The 15,756-nt window shown below is 43.6% G+C and carries 18 protein-coding genes; 8 read left to right on the top strand and 10 right to left on the bottom strand.

The window, feature by feature from the left end:
• Nucleotides 1-41: 41 nt before the first annotated feature.
• Nucleotides 42-872 (bottom strand): STAS domain-containing protein, encoded by an 831-nt coding sequence (locus HMPREF0556_RS06135; protein WP_040486523.1) that lies wholly within the window; start codon nucleotides 870-872, stop codon nucleotides 42-44.
• Between the two features lie 185 nt (nucleotides 873-1,057).
• Between HMPREF0556_RS06135 and holB the strand changes: the two genes are divergently transcribed.
• From holB to HMPREF0556_RS06095, 8 genes are all read left to right on the top strand, one after another.
• The gene (gene holB / locus HMPREF0556_RS06130; protein WP_003756545.1) at nucleotides 1,058-2,050 is read left to right on the top strand and encodes a DNA polymerase III subunit delta'; all 993 of its coding nucleotides are present in this window, start codon (nucleotides 1,058-1,060) and stop codon (nucleotides 2,048-2,050) included.
• Nucleotides 2,051-2,055: 5 nt separating this feature from the next.
• Entirely contained in the window at nucleotides 2,056-2,889 is an 834-nt protein-coding gene (locus tag HMPREF0556_RS06125) for a PSP1 domain-containing protein (RefSeq protein ID WP_003756543.1), read from the top strand.
• Between the two features lie 10 nt (nucleotides 2,890-2,899).
• A complete protein-coding gene (yabA, locus tag HMPREF0556_RS06120) occupies nucleotides 2,900-3,274 on the top strand; it encodes a DNA replication initiation control protein YabA (RefSeq protein ID WP_036106825.1) in 375 nt (124 codons plus the stop codon).
• A 60-nt stretch (nucleotides 3,275-3,334) separates the two neighbouring features.
• Nucleotides 3,335-4,084 (top strand): tRNA1(Val) (adenine(37)-N6)-methyltransferase, encoded by a 750-nt coding sequence (locus HMPREF0556_RS06115; RefSeq protein WP_036106823.1) that lies wholly within the window; start codon nucleotides 3,335-3,337, stop codon nucleotides 4,082-4,084.
• Nucleotides 4,068-4,346, top strand: coding sequence for a GIY-YIG nuclease family protein (locus HMPREF0556_RS06110; RefSeq protein WP_003756537.1), 279 nt, complete (start codon nucleotides 4,068-4,070; stop codon nucleotides 4,344-4,346). The genes HMPREF0556_RS06115 and HMPREF0556_RS06110 overlap by 17 nt, the downstream gene beginning before the upstream one ends.
• Complete coding sequence (rsmI, locus tag HMPREF0556_RS06105; RefSeq protein WP_003756534.1) at nucleotides 4,343-5,227, top strand: 16S rRNA (cytidine(1402)-2'-O)-methyltransferase; 885 nt, start codon at nucleotides 4,343-4,345, stop codon at nucleotides 5,225-5,227. The genes HMPREF0556_RS06110 and rsmI overlap by 4 nt, the downstream gene beginning before the upstream one ends.
• Nucleotides 5,228-5,309: 82 nt before the next feature.
• Nucleotides 5,310-5,897, top strand: coding sequence for a TetR/AcrR family transcriptional regulator (locus tag HMPREF0556_RS06100; protein ID WP_036106819.1), 588 nt, complete (start codon nucleotides 5,310-5,312; stop codon nucleotides 5,895-5,897).
• A gap of 89 nt (nucleotides 5,898-5,986) precedes the next feature.
• Nucleotides 5,987-6,730, top strand: a complete 744-nt coding sequence (locus HMPREF0556_RS06095; protein ID WP_003756530.1) for an SDR family NAD(P)-dependent oxidoreductase — start codon at nucleotides 5,987-5,989, stop codon at nucleotides 6,728-6,730.
• A 71-nt stretch (nucleotides 6,731-6,801) separates the two neighbouring features.
• On the opposite strand, the gene HMPREF0556_RS06090 is transcribed toward HMPREF0556_RS06095, so the two are convergent.
• From HMPREF0556_RS06090 to HMPREF0556_RS06050, 9 genes are all read right to left on the bottom strand, one after another.
• On the bottom strand, nucleotides 6,802-7,866 hold the full coding sequence (locus HMPREF0556_RS06090; protein ID WP_003756528.1) for a chitinase: 1,065 nt from the start codon (nucleotides 7,864-7,866) through the stop codon (nucleotides 6,802-6,804).
• Nucleotides 7,867-8,115: 249 nt separating this feature from the next.
• The gene (locus HMPREF0556_RS06085; RefSeq protein ID WP_003756524.1) at nucleotides 8,116-8,388 is read right to left on the bottom strand and encodes a YiaA/YiaB family inner membrane protein; all 273 of its coding nucleotides are present in this window, start codon (nucleotides 8,386-8,388) and stop codon (nucleotides 8,116-8,118) included.
• Between the two features lie 70 nt (nucleotides 8,389-8,458).
• Nucleotides 8,459-9,634, bottom strand: a complete 1,176-nt coding sequence (locus HMPREF0556_RS06080) for a MalY/PatB family protein (protein WP_003756522.1) — start codon at nucleotides 9,632-9,634, stop codon at nucleotides 8,459-8,461.
• Nucleotides 9,631-10,692, bottom strand: coding sequence for a M42 family metallopeptidase (locus HMPREF0556_RS06075; RefSeq protein ID WP_040486522.1), 1,062 nt, complete (start codon nucleotides 10,690-10,692; stop codon nucleotides 9,631-9,633). Before HMPREF0556_RS06075 ends, HMPREF0556_RS06080 begins: the two co-directional genes overlap by 4 nt.
• Nucleotides 10,692-11,762, bottom strand: a complete 1,071-nt coding sequence (locus HMPREF0556_RS06070; protein WP_003756519.1) for a M24 family metallopeptidase — start codon at nucleotides 11,760-11,762, stop codon at nucleotides 10,692-10,694. Before HMPREF0556_RS06070 ends, HMPREF0556_RS06075 begins: the two co-directional genes overlap by 1 nt.
• A 21-nt stretch (nucleotides 11,763-11,783) precedes the next feature.
• Nucleotides 11,784-13,124, bottom strand: a complete 1,341-nt coding sequence (locus HMPREF0556_RS06065; protein WP_003756518.1) for a PTS sugar transporter subunit IIC — start codon at nucleotides 13,122-13,124, stop codon at nucleotides 11,784-11,786.
• 35 nt (nucleotides 13,125-13,159) lie between these two features.
• On the bottom strand, nucleotides 13,160-13,486 hold the full coding sequence (locus HMPREF0556_RS06060; protein WP_003756516.1) for a PTS sugar transporter subunit IIB: 327 nt from the start codon (nucleotides 13,484-13,486) through the stop codon (nucleotides 13,160-13,162).
• On the bottom strand, nucleotides 13,483-13,812 hold the full coding sequence (locus HMPREF0556_RS06055) for a PTS lactose/cellobiose transporter subunit IIA (protein WP_003756514.1): 330 nt from the start codon (nucleotides 13,810-13,812) through the stop codon (nucleotides 13,483-13,485). The genes HMPREF0556_RS06060 and HMPREF0556_RS06055 overlap by 4 nt, the downstream gene beginning before the upstream one ends.
• A gap of 12 nt (nucleotides 13,813-13,824) precedes the next feature.
• Nucleotides 13,825-15,732, bottom strand: a complete 1,908-nt coding sequence (locus tag HMPREF0556_RS06050) for a BglG family transcription antiterminator (RefSeq protein WP_003756512.1) — start codon at nucleotides 15,730-15,732, stop codon at nucleotides 13,825-13,827.
• Between the last annotated feature and the right edge of the window lie 24 nt (nucleotides 15,733-15,756).

Genomic DNA, 15,756 nt, shown 5'->3' with positions numbered 1-15,756 from the left:
TAAAGGTTTTGAAAGTGTTTTTAGGCATTTCTATATTTTGATCAATGATGATTCTTTTCTCGCAATACTTCTTTCAGTGAAGGATAAACATTCAGTGATAAAGGCAGATCCATTCGTGCGATCTGTTTTGCCATTCTCGATTGGATCCCCGACACGATGATCGATACACCGAGCAGGTTCAAGACGTTGACGAGGTTGGCAAGCATTTCGCCTAGTCCGTCATCGAAAGCAGAGACCCCTGAAAAATCGATGCAAAGTTCTTCTGCTTGGATCGACACGCATTTGCTTGCTGCTATTTCGATGATCGTCCGCGCTCGATCGGGATTGATCTCGCCCATCAGTGGCAGGATCGCCAAACTATCCGTCAGTGCGATCACAGGCGTGCTGATCTCTTCCAATAATTTAGATTGGGTTTCCATATCTTGCTTGATCGCTTGGTAGTAAAGATTGCTGAATGCTTCGTTGATACGGTCGAAAGCTTTGTTTACGCTCTCCATATAATGTGCAAAAGCCTGTTTGGAAACTTCGGTATCAGCTACACAGTAATCGGTTATTTTTTTGATGAATTGCCGTCTCAATTTATCTAAGGTCATGATAACTTCGGGAAGCGGGACCTCGTTTTCCATCCGACGCTTGTACATGTGCGCCAGCCAGCTATCTAAGGAATGATAAAAAGTGCCTTTATCCGCGAAATAATCTAAAATAAGGCTGGCGGTCTGCTCGCTGTCCGCTTTGAGCTCGTCTTTAAATTGCGGGGAGTATACAAAACTTGTGTAGTTGTTCTCTGCATAAATGCCAGTCAACCAGTCTTCGATAATTTCCGCAGTGCTTGCGTCTAAAAATGTGATCATATTTTTTTGTGATTGTTCCATGAAATTCTTTCCCCCCATTTCTAGCATATACAATTCATCCCTCTCTTATTTTATGCTTAAAAAAGTTTACTGTCTATTTAAATTTTCGAAATCAGAATAAAAATGGAAATTCATTAAATTCCAAAGCTATTTAAACGGTGTCATGTTATAATAATAAGGAATGAATTGTAGAGAGGAAGTTTCTTGTGGGAAGACAAACAGAATGGATGGATAAACAGCCGATCGCAATGAAGTTGTTTTCTCAAAGCATTCAAGAAAACAGACTTTCGCATGGCTACTTACTCGAAGGACCATCTGGAACCGGCAAAAAAGAGATCGCATTATGGCTTTCACAGGCTATTTTTTGTCTGCAGCCGAAACCGGAGGAACTTGCCTGCGGCGAATGTGAAAACTGCATCCGCATCAAAAGCGGCAATCATCCTGACATCCATACGATCGTTCCAGACGGCGCAAGCATCAAGATCGAACAAGTTCGGCAGCTGAAACAGGAACTCAGTCGCAGAGGTATGGAATCCAATCAAAAAATAGTAATCATTGAGCAGGCTGACAAAATGACAGTTCAATCTGCCAATAGTTTATTAAAATTTATAGAAGAACCGGATGGTGGCATGCTACTGTTGTTTTTAACAGACAGACCGCAGCAGATCCTGCCGACGATCGCATCGCGGCTCCAGCCGGTAAGCTTTAAAGCACTTAAACATCAAGATCTGGTCGCTCAGATGACTGCGAGTGGCATTCCACAGCAGAAAGCACGTATCTACGCGAGTCTCACTGGCAGTACCGAGCAAGCGCAAGAATGGGAAGCAGAGGATTGGTTTGCAGAAGCACGGAATGTGGTGGTAAAATTATACGAAGGAATACATCATCAAGGTGTTTCCCCACTCATTCTCATCCAAGAGACTTGGATGACGACGCTTAAAGATAAAGAAAAAACAGCTCTAGGATTAGAGCTGCTCATTCTTTTGTATCGCGATAGATTGCATTTGGCGTTGCAGGAAGACTATGAACCAGTCTGCATCGCACAAATCGACATGTTGAAAAAAGATGCAATGCAGCATTCGCTGTCAGAAACATCAACGGATATTCAATTGATTTTAACACAAAAGTCAAAATTAGATTCCAATATGAATGTCCAATTATTAATGGAGCAACTTGTCTTGGAATTACAAGGGAGGTAAGCGATTTGGTCAAAGTTGTGGGCGTACGTTTCAAAAACGTCGGTAAAATATATTATTTTTCACCCGGAGAGTTGGAAATCGAACAAAATGATGGCGTTATTGTGGAAAATGCACAAGGCATCGAATTCGGTAAGGCAGTGATCCCTCCGCGTGATGTAGAAGAAGAGGATGTCGTTCTTCCTCTGAAAAACGTGATCCGCATTGCTACTAAAGCGGACTATCGTGTAATGGAAGAGAATATGGAGTCGCGAAAGAAAGCATTCGCGCTGTGTGATAAAAAAATCCATGAACGCAAATTGGATATGCGTTTAGTGGATGTGGACTTCACATTCGACCGTAATAAGATCATTTTTTATTTTACGGCAGAAGGACGAGTGGATTTCCGAGAATTAGTCAAAGACTTGGCGTCGGTCTTCCGCACGCGCATCGAGTTGAGACAGATCGGTGTCCGCGATGAAGCAAAACTGCTCGGCGGCATCGGTCCCTGTGGCAGAATGCTTTGTTGTTCCACTTTCTTAGGAGATTTTGAGCCTGTTTCCATCAAAATGGCAAAAGATCAAAATCTATCCTTGAACCCTACCAAGATCTCAGGTTTATGCGGTAGATTGATGTGCTGTTTGAAATATGAAAACGATGAATATGAACAGGCAAAACGAGAAATGCCAGATGTAGGAACCAAGATCAAGACACCAGAAGGCATCAAAGCACAAGTATACGGAATCAATTTGCTGAATCGCGTATTGCAAGTCCGTATTCCGGAAGAAGAAGCAGTTGTGGAATATGAGCTAGAAGAATTATTGCCATACAATGATTTTCGAAAACAACCTGTAAAGTCTTGAGGTGAAGAGATTGGATAAAAAAGCCATTTTTGATTCAGTCAGCAATATGGAAGAACAAATTGGAGAACTTTACCAACAACTTGGGGATTTGAAACAGACGCTAGGTGAAATGCTGGAAGAAAATAATCGCTTGACGATCGAAAACGAACACCTGCGCCGCCATTTTGATTTAGATGGCGAGCATAAAGAAAGCGCAGATTCCGACAGCGTTCTGGAGCCGAAACGCAAAGAAGAAATGGCACAGATCATCGAACTTGGTGAAGGCTATGACAATCTAGTCCAACTTTATAAGGAAGGTTTCCATGTGTGCAATGTCCATTTTGGAAGCCCCAGAGGGAACGATGAAGATTGTTTATTTTGCTTATCCTTGCTGAACAAAAAATAAATGCATCCCTCTCTTTCATTGCTAAAGAGAGGGATTTTTAAATAAATGGAGGAGTGCGGAATGGAAGAAGTGCTTTTAGAAGATGAACGACTTGATTTTTTATTAGCGGAGGATCTGCGGATCATCCAAAGTCCCAGCGTGTTTTCTTTTTCCTTAGATGCTGTTTTGTTGGCAAATTTTAGCCGTATCCCTAAGAAAAAAGGGAAGATCATTGATTTGTGCAGCGGAAATGGTATTATTCCTTTGCTACTCAGTACACGGACAAACGCATCGATCATTGGTGTTGAGCTGCAGCAGCGGCTTGCGGATATGGCGAAGCGGAGTATCCGCTATAATAAGCTGACGGAGCAGATCGAGATCTATGAACATGACCTGCGGACGATCACTTCCGTTCTTCCGAAAGAGCGGGCGGATGTCGTGACCTGTAATCCACCTTATTTCGCCACTCCGCCTACAAGTCTGAAAAACGGCAATCCGCATTTGGCGATTGCCAGACATGAGATCATGTGCACACTAGATGATGTGATAAAAACGTCTTCCGAATTAGTGAAACAAGGCGGAAAGGTATTTCTTGTCCATCGTCCGGAACGTCTGATCGATATGATCGACATCATGAGAAAATATCGCTTAGAACCGAAACGCGTTCAAATGGTACATCCGCAAATTCATAAAGATGCCAATACGGTACTGATCGAAGGGATAAAAGACGGCAAACCGGGTGTGAAATATCTGCCACCGATTATTGTCCACGATGCAGAACACGCGTACACCGATGAAGTGAGGGAGATGCTTTATGGCAGCCGCAGCTGATCATTATTTTTACGTCCTGCATTGCAGTGACAATACGTATTACGGTGGCTATACCACAGATGTGGAGCGGAGAGAAGCCGAGCACAATGCTGGGATCCGTTGTAAATATACGAAAACAAGACGACCGGTAAAGGTCATCCATTATGAACGATTTGCCAGCCGAAGTGAAGCAATGCAGGCCGAAGCGGCTTTTAAAAAACAAACACGCAAGCAAAAAGACGCTTATTTATCAGCAGCCAAGGAGAAGGAGAATTTACAATGAAAATCCAGCAAAGTTTTGGAGCGGATCAGTCTTACGGTAAGTTATATCTTGTACCAACGCCAATCGGAAATTTAGAAGATATGACATTTCGAGCAATTCGAGTGTTAAAAGAAGTGGCGGTGATCGCGGCCGAGGATACACGGAATACGATCAAACTGCTTAATCATTTTGAAATCCAGACACATATGATCAGCTACCATCAATTCAGCAATAAAAACCGCGAAGCAGAGATTCGTGAATATCTTTTGGCGGGCAAAGATGTCGCGCTTGTCAGTGATGCAGGGATGCCATGTATTTCCGATCCAGGATATGAGCTAGTCCAACAGTTGGTTGCCGAAGAAATCGCTGTTGTTCCGCTTCCGGGAGCAAATGCAGCATTGACTTCATTGATTGCGTCAGGGCTAGTGCCGCAACCATTTTACTTTCACGGCTTTTTACCGCGCGGATCGAAAGAAAAGCTAGCGGTACTAGAACAGTTGGGAAAACGAACTGCAACTTGGATTATTTACGAATCTCCACATCGGCTGAAAGATACACTCAAGGCCATGCAAAAAACGCTTGGCGATGATCGCCAGATTGTGATCAGCCGGGAACTGACGAAACGTTATGAAGAATTCGTGCGTGGAACGATTGCGGAAGTCCTGACTTGGAGTAGTGAAACAGAAATCCGTGGGGAGTTTTGTTTGATCGTAGAAGGTAGTAATCAAGAGGAAGTGCTTGAGGAGACTGCGTGGTGGAGCGATCTTAGTATAAAAGCGCATGTCGAGCAAGTGATGGCAGAACAAGCTATCAGCTCTAAAGAAGCGATCAAACAAGTCATGAAAGAGCGTAAATTGCCGAAGCGGGAAGTATATGCTGCGTATCATGGATTAGAAAGCTAAAGCGCTAAATTTGACAGTTCAAAAGAGAAGGCTTAATATTAGAATGAACGTTCGATTTAATCTGATGCCTAGGAGGATCATTATGTTTGAAGAATATAATAAGGCGCAAAAAGCAGTGTTTGAAACGACATTGCGACTGATCAATGAAAAAGAACTTCAAGCGACTTCTATGTCGCTGATCTCAAAAGAATCAGGTGTTTCCACTGGTGCGATCTACCATTATTTTGACAGCAAGGAAGCGATCATCAATGAACTTTACATTGCACTCATCAAAGCTTCCACAAAAGCGGTCTTAAAAAACTTTGATGTAGATGAGACCTTGCAGATCCGCTTTGGGAATGCTTGGCGCAATTTGATCGAATTTGCGATTCAGCAGCCAGACGCATTTCGTTTTATGGAGCAGTATTCGTTCTCTCCTTATATCGAAAAGACGACTAAAGTAAAGGCTGAAGAAATCAATTGGTGCCGAACACTTGCTACACTTTACGAGTCGGCAGTCAAAGCAGACTTATTTATCGATTGGAATCCGCAGCTTATGGTACAGATGCACTATGGGTCTGTTGTTTATCTACTAAAAGCTTATTTTCAAGACAATATGCAGATAACGGAGAAAGAAGTTAACAAGATGATCGATTATTGTTGGAACTCTGTGCATAAAGCTTCTGCTTAAATAAGAGAAGCTTTATGCTATTTGATTCTCTGTAAAGAAATACATTCAAATTAGAACGAACGTTCAATTTATAAATTGGAGGGAACAAAATGAAGGACAAAGTAGTATTGGTAACTGGCGCAACAAGCGGAATCGGAAGAGCAACAGCAGTATTATTGGCAAAAAAAGGAGCGCAAGTCATTATTGGAGCACGAAGAGAAGAATTAGGACAGAAGCTAGCAGCAGAAATCATTGCTGATGGTGGGAAAGCTGTATTCAAACCGTTGGATGTAACAAATGAAGCAAACATTGCGCAAGTTGTTGAAGAGATCGTAACGACTTACGGAAAATTGGATATGGCCGTCAATAATGCTGGAACTGCTCAGCCGTTGGTGCCGATCACACAAATCGAGAAAGCAGATTTTGAGGCATTGTTCCATATCAATGTCACTGGCGTGCTACTTAGCATGAAACACGAAATGCTGGCGATGCAAAAACATGGTGCCGGTTCGATCGTCAACACCTCTTCTATCAATGGATTGAAAGCAAATAACGGCTCAGCGACCTACAGTGCTAGTAAATTTGCAGTTCAGGCATTGACACAATCAGCGGCTTTAGAAGGTGCCGGACAAAATATCCGTGTCAATGCAGTGGCGCCAGGACCAACTCATTCTGAGATCACCGATCAGATCCCGGCAGAACATCGAGGATCGCTGATCGATTCTATTCCTTTGAAGCGCATGGGAGAAGCAGAAGAAGTAGCTAATGGGATCGCTTGGTTGCTTTCAGACGAATCTTCTTTTGTTACAGGAGCGACTTTAGTAATGGATGGCGGCCGAATCATTAACGATTAACAGATTATAAAAATAGCGGTGCAATCAGTGCTTAAACTTCAGCACCGGCTGCACCGCTGATTAATTTTGATTTATTTTGTTCCTAAGAATGGTCCATACGTATTCGCAAAGGCATTATTGTAAGAAACACCATTCTTGTTTTTACCAGCATCCCAGTTCGCAGACCAAGTCATAAAGCCGCGGATCGGTGTGCCTTTAGCTTTCAGCTGATTGAAGGCATCGAACGCATTTTGCGGGTTCGCAACGTACCCAGTTGCCGCTGCGTCATTGTTACTTGGCAGACCAAGCACTAATTTATCCGCTGGAATCTGCAAGAAACCGCGTGTTCCATGGATAAAGGAGTCAGCCATATAGTAAAGAAAATCTTTTTTCAGTGCATCGTTGTTTTGCGCGATCCATTGGTTGGTTTCATCTACCCAGATCCCATCGCCACCTTGATTATAAAGCTGAGGTGCGATGTAGTCGTAGTAGCCGTTCAAGGAAGAGATATAGGTGGCATATGCAGCACCCGGTTTCAAGTAAGGAAATTCAGGTGCCATCGTGATGAGAAAGTTTTTGTTTTCCGCACGATAGTGATTTTTAACGATTTTAAGTGCAGCGGGAATGACCGTTTGATTATTGCCGGCAGTGATCGCACTTTGTTCTAAGTCGATATCCAGTCCATCAAATCCGTAAGTATCTACTTGGCGGATGATCTCATTGGCAAAAGCCTGCTCATCGCCTGTTTGTAATTGAACGTGCCCATCAGCTCCACCAAGTGCTAGGATAACGCTGCGTCCTTGGCTGTTCAATTCTGCTACTTGCGCGCGAAAAGCACTGTCGCTGATTCCGACTGGCTTGAATGTCGGGATGCGATTGATACCATCACCTTTCATGAAAGCGACCGGCACGACATTATAGGCTTTGTTGACATCTTTTAAAGCGATATCTGCAGATGTGCCTTGCTTGTAACCGTCGTTGCCACTTGATTTCCAGCTATGCCAATAGCCGACTAAAACCTTTTTACCAGTCATATCCGGCATTTGCGAAGCGGCATCTGTTGCAGCAAGTGCTTGTCCACTAAATGAAAAACTGAAAAGTACCGCTGCTCCCGTTAAGATACTGCCTGCTAACCATTTCTTTGTTTTTTTCAACATACAAAAAATCCTCCTCTTCCTTGAATGTTTGCGCTTACATTTCGAAATAACAAAATATAGTCGCTGTATGCTAATACCCCGAACGCTGCAAAATGAAACACAAATAAAAAAGCGAGCTTGAAATGTCCTTCCATCTAATCACAGCCACCAGTGGATGAATTACCATGGCTGTAATTAGAGAGGCAGACATTTGTCGTCTCGCTGAAGATTTTTAGATAGTATTATCTATGTAATGGAAAATTAAAAAGTTCAAGCTTCTTCTGATTTGCGTGCTGTTTCAATATCGATTGCCCGGAACATTTGGTTGTAGCGTTCTTCATCTTCTTGATTATCCCGAATTACTTTTGCCAATGTAAAAGCGGTGGATATCAGACCGATCGCCCCCATAAAATAGTAACCTTTTACCATTAATGGTTCTTTTAAGGTAATCAAGCCAATGATAACTAAGGCTAAAAAGATCAAAAATGAACCCCACGCTAACATCACAAAAGCGGGTGAATTGCGGTATGCTTTTTTCTTCATGTGTCAATCTCCTTCGTTGTTTTTGTAAATTGCTTCATAAGTATAGCATAGGGAAAATGTTTTTATCAACTTAGTTAGAGCCGATAGCTTGTCTTATCCGCGCGATGCCATCTGCGATTTTCGCATGATTCGTACCGATATTCATCCGTAAATAAGCAGCTCCGTCTGCACCGTAAGTATCGCCGCGCATAATGGCTACTTTTCCAATGTTGATCAGCTGTTCTTGCAGGGAGGTCATCGGGTAAAGCTGCGGATCAGCATGGATCCAAGCCAGATAGGAAGCCTCAGGAATAATGAAAGAAAAGCCATCTAACGCATTGATTTCCTGCTTTAAATAAAGCATTTCCTGATCCATATGCTTACATAGGTCATCTAACCAGGCTGCTTGGTTCTGATAGCAGTCGATCTGAGCCAGCATTCCTAAATAAGAAATCGAAGAAAGACCGTTTTTCTGCTTCAATGTCTGCAGAAAAGCGTCTCGGACAGTTTCATCTGGAATGAGTGCATAAGAACAGATCAGTGCCGGGGTGTTGAATGTCTTGGAAGAGGAAGAGAGCAGAGCAATGTTGGCATGCATTTCCTCGCAGAACTCAGTGATTGGGATATGCTTCTGTCCGGCGCGCACAATGTCCATATGGATCTCATCGCTGATCAGGAAAACTTGGTATTCCGCACATAACGCAGTCAGTTTCGTCAACTCCGCTTGCGTCCATACTCTGCCAGTTGGATTGTGTGGGCTGCATAATAGGAATATCGTGATTCTTTCGCTTTGAAAGGCTTTTTCCAATTTTTCAAAATCGATCGTATACCGATGATTGGTATCGGTAAGCGGGAATTCTACCAATTCGCGGTCATTATCCCGAATTGTTGCGAAAAAAGCATCGTAGCAAGGGGTAAATGTCATAACCTTATCCTGTGGGCTAGAAACGATAGGCAGTAAAGCGGATAAACTATAGATCACACTTGGGCTGTAAACGACCCAGTCTTCCTGAGTGGCTGCCTTGAAGCGAGTTTGGAACCAATGGGTGACACTGCTTTTGAAAGCGTGATGGTTCCAGCGTGTGTAGCCGAACACACCTTTATGGACAGCCTTTTCTAAAACAGTGATCGTTTCGGCGGGGAGCTTGAAATCAGTGTCGGAAATCGTAAAAGGAAGCAAGCCGGCCACGCCGAAGCGGTCCTGAACATAATCCCATTGGGTAGAAAATGTTCCGGTACGGTCGATGATCTCATTGAAATCGGTCATATGAGCTGACCTCCATTTGCCTCTAGATCTTCTAAGAAAAGCAGCAGCCAATCGACGAGCGAGTCGATGTCTCGGCTGTGGACGATGGATGAACTGGTATGACAGTAGCGGACGCCCAGGCTGAGGGTGATAGTTTGAACACCGTTTCCTGATAATTGCACAGATCCGGCGTCTGTCCCGCCACCGGCAAGCATATCGTGTTGATAGGGAAGCTGATGTGCTTCGGCTAAGTCGATAAATTTCGAGGCTAGTGCGACATCGCCTATTGCGGTTTTATCGTACCAGACAACGCCTGGACCAGCGCCGAGAATACGGTTTTGGTAGTTATCGGCACGCGGTGTATCTTTCGCAGTGGCGACATCTAGAATGATCGCGATATCGGGCTTGATCGTCTCAGCAGCAATTTTTGAGCCTCTTGTTCCTACTTCTTCTTGGCTGGAACCGACACCGATGATGTCGATTTCCTGCCAAGTCTTAGAAGCGACTTGTTCCAGCACGCGAGCCATGACAGCGCAGCCAGCCCGGTCATCCCAAGCTTTGCCGAGTAGCAGTTCTGGATTTGCCGCTAAGGGCTCGAATACCGTATAAGGCGTGACCATATCACCAGGACTAATACCTAGCGCCGCTACCTCTTCTTTAGAAGCTGCACCAATATCGATGTATAAGTCGCCGATAGGAATCGTGCGGCTGGAATCATGATTTTTGGGAGGTGTTGCACCAATGATCCCACGGAATTTTTTACCATTTTTTTGGGAGGTGATCGTTACTTTTTCGGCTAATAAATGGTGACTCCACCAGCCGCCAAGTGGCTGGAAGTAAAGGAATCCATCTGCGGTGATACGTTTCACGAGAAAGCCGACTTCATCGGTGTGAGCGACGATCATGACTTTCCGCGCATTCCCGTTTTGTTTTTTTGCATAAAAATTGCCAAAGAAATCTTCGTCAAGTTCCAGTGTGTGCGGTTGTAAATATTGCTTGAGCACATCGCGAACTTCTTTTTCGCGTCCGGCTACACCATCTGCCATGGAAAGTGCTTGGTATAATTCTTGTTTTCCCATTATAGTTCCACCCATTCCGTGTTGGATTTTGTTAAAGAAGCCACTGTACCATCGGCAAGCACACGGACATCGTCTTCAATGCGGACGCCGCCCTTGTTCGGCAGGTAGATACCAGGTTCAACTGTGAAGAACATATTTGGCTGCAAGCAAATCTCGGCTTGCTGGTTGATTGACGGATATTCATGGCAGCTGAGGCCGATCCCGTGACCTGTTCCGTGACCGAAAGAGCTTCCATAACCATTCTTTGTGATATGGTCGCGGCATAAGACATCGACTTCTTTGCCGGTCATCCCAGAGTGAGCCTGAGAGATCCCGATGTCATGCGCTTCTTTAACTAGCTGATAAATATGCTGCAGTTCGGCGTCCACAGTTCCTAATGAAATGGTGCGGGTCATATCTGAATAATAGCGCTGATAAACGATCCCGAAGTCGAGTGTGATCAGTTCATGTTCTTGGATGACTTTATCACTGGCATGTCCATGAGGAAGTGCCGAGCGCCAACCGGAAGCGACGATCGTTTCAAAGGCGCTGGCAGAACCGCCGATCTCACGCATGTAGTGATCTACTTTCGCAGCGGCTGCCTGTTCAGTCATGCCGGGCTGAATAAAGGAAAGAAAATAATCAAATGTCTGATCGGTCAGCTGAGCAGCTTTTTCCATAATCGCAAGTTCTTGCTCGTCTTTGATCATCCGCAGGCTTTCAATCAAGTTGCTCGTAGGAACTAAGCTAGTATCCGGGATCAGTTTACGCAAAGCAAGGTAATCGCCGGCGTTTAAATAGGATTGTTCAAAACCTACTTGCTGAAGACCGAGTTCTTGGATCGCTCTCGCCAGCGCCAGCAGGCTCTCTCCATGATGATCAATGACTTCAAAATCAGGTGCTTCTGTTTTCAATTGTTCAAAATAACGGAAATCTGTGATAATCCATTTTTTAGTCGGTGTTATTAGGAATACAGCGGAAGAACCGGTGAAACCTGATAGATAAAAGCGATTTTCTTTATTGGAGATCAGCAGACCATCCAGGTTTTCTGCTTGTAAATTCGCGCGCAAATCAGCAAGACGTTGTTCCATTGCAGTACCACTTCTTTCTTTTTAAAAATCTAAGTCTTCGAGAAGTTTCTCATCTTCTTTGGAAATCACTTTTTCACGTTCAGCAGCAATGGAATTTTCACGGTCGAGTTCTTGTTTTTCCAATACTTTAAAGAACGGCATGTAAAGTAGGAAGGAGAGAATAATCTGGACGACTTGGACAATGATCGAGCGCCAGTCGAATCCAACTAAGAAACCTTCCATGAAAACAGGGACGAACGGCGGATCGAATATCGGATAATTGAGCAGGCCGAAATGCATCAGTAGCATTGGTAGCAAGCCGACAAATGCGCCTCCGAAGATAAACGGCAACATCAAGATCGGATTTAAGATGATCGGTACTCCAAAGAGAACGGGTTCATTGATACCGAATAATGAAGGAAACAGGGCGACGGCACCGACCTTTTTGTATCGCTTCGAACGGCTGATCAACATGGCGATGACGAGTCCGATCGTGACGCCGGAACCGGTAAAGTTGGCGTAAGCGGATAGTGTTCCGTTTGTAAGCACGTGTGTCAATGGTTCGCCGGCTGATTTGGCTGCGATATTTTCCGATAAATATTGTACCGCGATCGGTGCGATGATTGGCGATAATACAGCGGAATGGATCCCGAAGAACCAGAATACTAAACGTAAAACGAGTACGATATAAATAACGATAAAGGAGTCCATGCCTCCGATTGCTGGTGCAAGCGCATCCATAATGATCTGTGGAACAAGCACGCCGCCGGATAAGTTGTCGGCGATCGCTCTGATTATAACGAAGAGTACGCCGATCGTAGCTGTAGGAGTGATCAATTCAAACGAGCTGGAAACAAAATCCGGAACTCCTTCCGGCATTTTAATGACGAGTTTGTGTTTCGTGAAAAAGCGGTAGATCTCGACAGATATAAGAGCGACGAATATCCCGGTGAATAATCCCTTTGAATCGAGATAGGTCGGAATAATATTTCCATTTTTGTCTACATCTAGAGCTAGCAACAGGAAAGCAATGGCAGATAACAGCATGGAGCCGACTGTATATAATTTATAATGCTCGCTTAGGAAAAAAGAGATTCCTAAAACAGCATATAAACCGATCATGCCAAGTGATAATTTGGAGATCAAATCAAAAATATAGCCATAATGCGCAAACCAGTTCTCAACACCAACCGTTTTGATAAATTCTGGTATCGATGGGAAAATAGCAGCCATTGAACCGAGTAATAATACCGGGGTCAGCACGACCATCCCTTTTTTGATCGCTGTTAAGTGCGGCTGTTTATCCACTTTGTTGGCGATCGGGACTAATGTCTTTTGGATCACCGCTTCAAACTTTGCAAAAGCACCATTTTTTTCGGACATTCTAATCACTCCTCTTTTTAAATTGGGGATGAGACTTAGTTATTTTGTTTACGATAAGCAAGAATGGCTTGTTTGACAACTGTACCGCCATCCATTGCGCCATAGATCTCAGAAGTAAGCAAGACAGATGGTTTATTGCGTTTTTCTGCTTCTTCGCGGATATAATCGTATTTATGACTCAATTGCGGTCCCACAAGGATCACATCATAAGCATCGATCGTTTGTTCTAAGCGATCCACTCCGATCGCTTCCATCGGAAAATCAGCGATATCCAGTTTTTCCGAGTTATTGATTACTTTTTTCATTGATTCCATCATCATGGTGGTCGAGAATCCACCTGCGCAAACTAATAAGATTTTCATTTTTCATCGTCTCCTTTAGTTCTTAATTCTTCCAACATACCAATCATTTCTTCGATTAGATCTCTGGCAAGCAGGGTAGTCATTAGATGGTCTTGAGCGTGGACCATCAAAAGACTCACTTCGTTTTTTTCGCCTTGCGTTTCGGCGGTGATCAATTTGGTTTGGATCTCGTGAGCCGCATTTCCTTTTTCTTTTGCTTCGGTCAATTTTTCTTTTGCAGCAGAAAATTGTTGTTTTCTGGCTAAACGCAATGCTTCAAAGGCGGCACCTCTGCTATCGCCTGAAGAGGCGATCAATTTAAAAATGTCTAGTTCGATTCCATCCATCTAAATCACATCCTATAATATACTTTTTAAAATCGAGATAAATTCTGCATAGTTCTTACATGCTAATAATTGCTTTCGGACTGTATCGTTTTCCATGATTCGAATCATCAGCCGGCTTACTTCTTTATGAATGAACAGGTGTCCTTTATCGAGATTCAGTAAGAAGATCAGCCGTACTTTTTTATCCATGTAGTAAGCTGGCTGCTTCAAAATAATGACATCGATACATTCTTTGCGTGCACCCATTTGGATCGGATGCGGGCCAGCAATACTGTTTTGATAGATCGTCGTCATTTTGTTTTCGCGCTCCAACACATCATCTAGAAATGTCGGCGGGGCATAACCGGCTTCCATCAGAAAGTGGCAACGTGTCTTTAAGATATCTAAATAATTATTTGCTTCTGTTATCGTGAAACATTCTTCCGCGAAATAAGATAGCAATGGTTCGGCATCGGTAGCGGGAGAGGTTTGAGTTTCTGCGGAAAATGCCAATGTGTCTTTCAAACGAGCCAGCTCCTGGTCACCAGGAAGTAAGGCAGTCTCGATCACCGGAATATCCAGATCGTCGATTGTAAGGGGGAAAGTCGTTATCACGACATCACAATCTGAGTTACGCAGTTTGTCCAACTCATACATGGAAAATGTCACGATCTCAGCGTTCGTAAATGCCGATTCAAGCTTCATTTTCAAGAGATAGGCAGCACCCGCACCACTTGAACACAAAACACCGATTTTTTTATACATTCTGAATTTTTGATTGCGTTCTTTTTCTAAACTTGCTGCAAAATACATGGCAACGTACCCAATCTCATCTTTTGTGATGATGAAATCCTCATTATCTTGCAAATATTGGACAAATGAAATGCTGATATTAAAGACATTGGCATAGCGCGTGTATAGGTCTTCGATAATCGGATTATCCAATTGCAAGTTATAATGCAGGCGCAGCATTAGCGGATAAATATGGAGCAAAAGCGCATTCTGAAGTTCTTCATCCGGTTGAAAAGCAGTGCCGTACTGCTGGTCAATGGCAGTCATCGCGTCATTGATCTTTGCCTGGAGGCGCATTTTTTCTTCTTTTGAAATTGTGTCGACGGTAACTTTGCCAATCAGATGCTCTGCTAAAAAATCCTGTTCGGCTTCCGGGACATCCAAGTGATACTGCGCTTCGATAAAAGCGGCAATATCCTTGCTCAATGCGGTATAGATCGGATTTTTTTCGAGTGGCCCGGTCATCCGAATGTAATTTTTTTGCGAAACGCGGAATGCGAGGATACAGACGTGATCCACCATATTTCTGAGAGCGACATCACTGATGTAGATTTGATAATGGGTAACGCGCTCTTTAATGAATAGCGTCAATGCTTGGATGTCGAGCGTTTTTCGGAAACTGCGGTAAGCCTCCGTTTGGGAAAGCTGTTCGGAAGAGGTGTTGAGCAGCTTCGCTAATGCGGCTCGGTGTTTCTTTTCCGGTCCAACGATCTGGACGCCATAATGTGCCTTGCGCTTTAATAGCAGTCCGTATGTATGTAAAAAGGTGTCGACCCGCTTCAAATCTTGCTGAATGGTCGAGCGACTTACTTGAAGCTGGCTAGCAAGTTGATCGATCGTGATGAAATCCTGCTGTTGGAATAATAATAATTCTAAGTAGAGCAGGCGCTGCGAAACGCTTTGCGTATCGAAGCTGGCGGTTTGTTTTTTGAGATAATCTGTGAATAATGGTTTGTTTTCTATCTGTAATTGATATCCCTGTCCGCGCAGTGTTTGGATGCGAAAGCCATTTTTTATGCCATCTTCATTTAGATATTTTACTTCATTACGGATTGTTCGTTCTGAGACTTGGAAAGACTCCGTTAAATCGGCGAGGCTGATATGGACCTCTTTATTTAACAAATGATTTAAGATCATTTCACGCCTCATAAGTACTGCCCCCTTTAATTGGTA

The sequence above is a fragment of the Listeria grayi DSM 20601 genome (assembly GCF_000148995.1).
GTDB classification, from domain to species: Bacteria; Bacillota; Bacilli; order Lactobacillales; family Listeriaceae; genus Listeria; species Listeria grayi.
This window is presented reverse-complemented; position numbering and strand designations above follow the sequence as displayed.

What these genes read in the sequence shown, in the direction of transcription:
- HMPREF0556_RS06135 (WP_040486523.1), bottom strand. Translation starts at nt 872, where the DNA reads ATGGAACAATCACAAAAAAATATGATCACATTTTTAGACGCAAGCACT.
- HMPREF0556_RS06115 (WP_036106823.1), top strand. Translation starts at nt 3,335, where the DNA reads ATGGAAGAAGTGCTTTTAGAAGATGAACGACTTGATTTTTTATTAGCG.
- HMPREF0556_RS06110 (WP_003756537.1), top strand. Translation starts at nt 4,068, where the DNA reads ATGGCAGCCGCAGCTGATCATTATTTTTACGTCCTGCATTGCAGTGAC.
- rsmI (WP_003756534.1), top strand. Translation starts at nt 4,343, where the DNA reads ATGAAAATCCAGCAAAGTTTTGGAGCGGATCAGTCTTACGGTAAGTTA.
- HMPREF0556_RS06100 (WP_036106819.1), top strand. Translation starts at nt 5,310, where the DNA reads ATGTTTGAAGAATATAATAAGGCGCAAAAAGCAGTGTTTGAAACGACA.
- HMPREF0556_RS06095 (WP_003756530.1), top strand. Translation starts at nt 5,987, where the DNA reads ATGAAGGACAAAGTAGTATTGGTAACTGGCGCAACAAGCGGAATCGGA.
- HMPREF0556_RS06090 (WP_003756528.1), bottom strand. Translation starts at nt 7,866, where the DNA reads ATGTTGAAAAAAACAAAGAAATGGTTAGCAGGCAGTATCTTAACGGGA.
- HMPREF0556_RS06085 (WP_003756524.1), bottom strand. Translation starts at nt 8,388, where the DNA reads ATGAAGAAAAAAGCATACCGCAATTCACCCGCTTTTGTGATGTTAGCG.
- HMPREF0556_RS06080 (WP_003756522.1), bottom strand. Translation starts at nt 9,634, where the DNA reads ATGACCGATTTCAATGAGATCATCGACCGTACCGGAACATTTTCTACC.
- HMPREF0556_RS06075 (WP_040486522.1), bottom strand. Translation starts at nt 10,692, where the DNA reads ATGGGAAAACAAGAATTATACCAAGCACTTTCCATGGCAGATGGTGTA.
- HMPREF0556_RS06070 (WP_003756519.1), bottom strand. Translation starts at nt 11,762, where the DNA reads ATGGAACAACGTCTTGCTGATTTGCGCGCGAATTTACAAGCAGAAAAC.
- HMPREF0556_RS06065 (WP_003756518.1), bottom strand. Translation starts at nt 13,124, where the DNA reads ATGTCCGAAAAAAATGGTGCTTTTGCAAAGTTTGAAGCGGTGATCCAA.
- HMPREF0556_RS06060 (WP_003756516.1), bottom strand. Translation starts at nt 13,486, where the DNA reads ATGAAAATCTTATTAGTTTGCGCAGGTGGATTCTCGACCACCATGATG.
- HMPREF0556_RS06055 (WP_003756514.1), bottom strand. Translation starts at nt 13,812, where the DNA reads ATGGATGGAATCGAACTAGACATTTTTAAATTGATCGCCTCTTCAGGC.
- HMPREF0556_RS06050 (WP_003756512.1), bottom strand. Translation starts at nt 15,732, where the DNA reads ATGAGGCGTGAAATGATCTTAAATCATTTGTTAAATAAAGAGGTCCAT.